Source organism: Bartonella sp. AD328YNZD (assembly GCF_042196425.1).
The window spans coordinates 1-3155 of record NZ_JBHIQG010000280.1; the positions used below are offsets into that span (position 1 = coordinate 1).

The window sequence follows — 3155 nt, forward strand, 5'->3', positions numbered from 1 at the left end:
AGCATAATAGCAGAAATTTGCCGTCCGTAATCGGGTTCGTTGCGGTGTATTGCACGGCGATAGGAGAAAAAACGCTGTTCATCTTGATAGGTACAAAGCTCTACACAAGAAGCATTAACACCTGCTTCTTTGAGTTGATTTATAATAAATGCCCATAGATTAAAATAAAAGCGATTTATTTTGTCTGTTTTTAAAAAATATTTTTGGTATTTGCTGTGGTAATCAATAAACTGGTCGTAAAATTCGTTTGTTACTTCATAGTGATAAGGGCCAATACAAGGTCCAAGGACTGCTGTTATTGATTGTCTTTTGGCTCCTTGTTTTTCCATAACAGCAATTGTTTTCTCGATAATTCCATTTAAGCTTCCACGCCAGCCAGCATGAGTTGCAGCGATGACTCCAGCTTGTGGATCAGCAAACAGAATGGGTCCGCAATCTGCTGTAAGAACTCCAATAACGAGTTCTGGGGTAGTCGTAACCAGAGCATCAGCTTGAGGAGGTGCACCGATAGTTGCTTGATGAGCTACGACAACGTTACAGGAGTGTATTTGATTAACTGTGACTAAATTTTGCGCTTCAATAGAAAAATAATTGGCGATCAAAAGACGATTCTGTACGATATGTTCAGGTTGATCATTTGAACCTTTCCCAACATTAAGACTATGATAAAGATTTTTTGAAAAACCACCTTGACGTGTAAAAAATCCATGTTTTATTCCATGGGTGTGTAAAGTAGAAAGATTTTTTGCAAGAATGGGATGAGGGATAGATTTCATAAAAGTTCCTTATGGAGATTATTTAAAGTGAGGATGGAGATGTTCATATTTGTCAATGAATATTTCAGATAATGATGTGTTTATTGACAAAAGCGCCGATCATTAAAATTGGGGAGGTATGGAGATATTTTTATCACTGAAATGTAAAACTTTAAATAATTTTCCCATCTGATCTGGACCAGCGAGCCGTTCAATGTCTTGGCGGATTTTGTCTTGCAAAGGAGCACTTTTGCCAACTCCAAGCTGTTTTGCGCGCTCCAGTAGCCCCATTTTAAAAAGAAACTCTCCTTGCTCTAAGATTTCAGCAAAACAGCCCTGTTCAAGAGCTATGTTTTTTAAAAAAGAAAAATCAACATGGGATGTTAAATCATGTTCACCAGGGGCATCAAAAACATCACGAAATCTATGTTTTGAGAGTGCTTGCAAGGTATCGCCAAAGGCAAGCTCACAAGCACCATAGTCGATAAGTAAAGCAGAACCTGTCACTTGCACTAAATGGTGGCTGATTTGTTGCATGAATTGATGCCGTAAGGGGGCATGTTCAAAAATTGTTCCGTCAGGCACTTTAGAACAATAGGTTTGTAGACAAGAAGAGGGAAGTTTATGCGGGGCAGCAATAAAGATAAAATCTCCATTTTGATTGACTGTAATGCGGCGCTCTTTCCATTTTCCATTGACTTTAATATATTGGTTGATAGGGAGTGTATCGAGAAATTCATTAGCAATGAGGAAGAGAGGTTTTGAAGGAATTTGATTAAAATTTTCAATGCTATGGATTTGTTTTTGATAAGAGCAAAGGCGCTTTTTTTGTTCTTTTGCGAGTTTTTGGCTTATTTCGATCAGAAAAATTTCAGCAGCATTAAATGCCGTTTGAGAGAGCTTTTGGATGGTTCGCAAAATGTCATCCATCAAAGTTCCTCGTCCTGGACCTATTTCAGCGAGAATAAAAGGGTGAGGACACCCTTGAGCTTTCCAGCTCGCAAGAGTCCAAATGCCAATCATTTCTCCAAATAATTGGCTTATTTCAGGTGCTGTAATGAAATCACCAGCACGTCCGAAAGGTGTTTGTGTTTGATAATAACCAAATTGAGGATCTGTAAGTGCCAACGTCATATATTGGCTAACAGTGATTGGTCCATTAAGGACAATAATTTCTTTAATTTTTTCTTTGAGATTGGCCATTTTCTGTCGGTTTATATTTAAAGGCGTGGAGAAGAAGATAAAACCCTACAAGAAGCATGGGAAGAGATAAAGCCATGCCATAGGTAAAACCAGTAGAATGGAAAAGAGTCGAAAACCATTCTGGATCTTCTTGAGGCGCACGGTAAACTTCAGAAATGCTGCGTGTTACTGCGTAGCCTATAATAAATGTTCCTGATACAGTACCGGGACGTTTTAATGCTTTGAACCCAAAAATAAGAAGACACAGGATGATGAAGAGAAGAAATCCTTCCATAAATGCTTCGTAAAGCTGGCTTGGATGGCGCGGTAAATAGTAAGGATCGAGAGGAAAACAAACAGCCCAAGGACGTGTAGTAATATTGCCCCATAATTCTTGGTTGATGAAGTTGCAGATTCGTACAACGCCGATACCAATAGGAGCACCTGCAGCAATGATATCAAACATGGCTCGTATGTTAATATGATTTTTACGGGCAAACCAGATCATAGCAATGATAATACCAATAAGTCCGCCATGAAAGGACATTCCCCCATCCCATACGGCAATAATAGCACTTGGATGGTTAAAATAGTAAATGGGATCCCATACAAGAACTTGTCCTAAACGCCCTCCGACAACAACACTTATGGCAGACCAGACAACAAAATCTCCGATCTTTTCTTTATCCATAGGAGGATAGTTTCTATACCATAGAGATGTTTTTTTTAATAATTTTTGCGCATACCACCAAGCAAAAAGAATACCCAGTACGTAACCAAGTCCATACCAATGAAGTGCTATGGGACCTAGATGGATAATGACAGGATCAAGAAAAGACGGAAAAGCAATGGCTGGACAAGACAAATTGTTCATGAGTTAAGCATCTTACATTATACGAGATGAATATGAAGTGACTCTGATGGTCAGAAATGACAGATGAATACACAATGGTCAAGTCAGTAGGGAGGCTAGTCAGAAAGGGGGGGAGATTTCCACTGATTTATCACGGTAAAAAAATATGGTGATAAAAGGAATATTAAAAAATCTGAAACAAAATCATTATGAAAAATCTGCACAGTATGTAAAATATAGAGTAAAAGGAACAAATTACAGTATCTAAATGTTATGAGAATACGCTATAATGCGTGTGTCAATAATTAAAATTTAAGGAAAAAGGTTATGCGTAATGGATCAAATCGTATTCTTGATGAATTAGC

3 protein-coding genes are annotated in these 3155 nt (G+C 38.2%); all 3 read right to left on the minus strand.

Going from position 1 to position 3155, the window contains the following annotated elements; all coding sequences use genetic code 11:
• Positions 1-776: peptidoglycan editing factor PgeF (gene pgeF / locus ACFIO3_RS10590; RefSeq protein ID WP_375704435.1), on the minus strand; the 776-nt coding region annotated here is incomplete at its 3' end.
• Positions 777-878: 102 nt separating this feature from the next.
• On the minus strand, positions 879-1958 hold the full coding sequence (locus tag ACFIO3_RS10595) for a class I SAM-dependent methyltransferase (RefSeq protein WP_375606343.1): 1080 nt from the start codon (positions 1956-1958) through the stop codon (positions 879-881).
• Positions 1933-2811 carry a prolipoprotein diacylglyceryl transferase gene (gene lgt / locus ACFIO3_RS10600; RefSeq protein ID WP_375606342.1) on the minus strand — a complete coding sequence of 293 codons (879 nt, stop codon included), beginning with the start codon at positions 2809-2811 and terminating at the stop codon, positions 1933-1935. Before lgt ends, ACFIO3_RS10595 begins: the two co-directional genes overlap by 26 nt.
• Positions 2812-3155 lie beyond the last annotated feature (344 nt).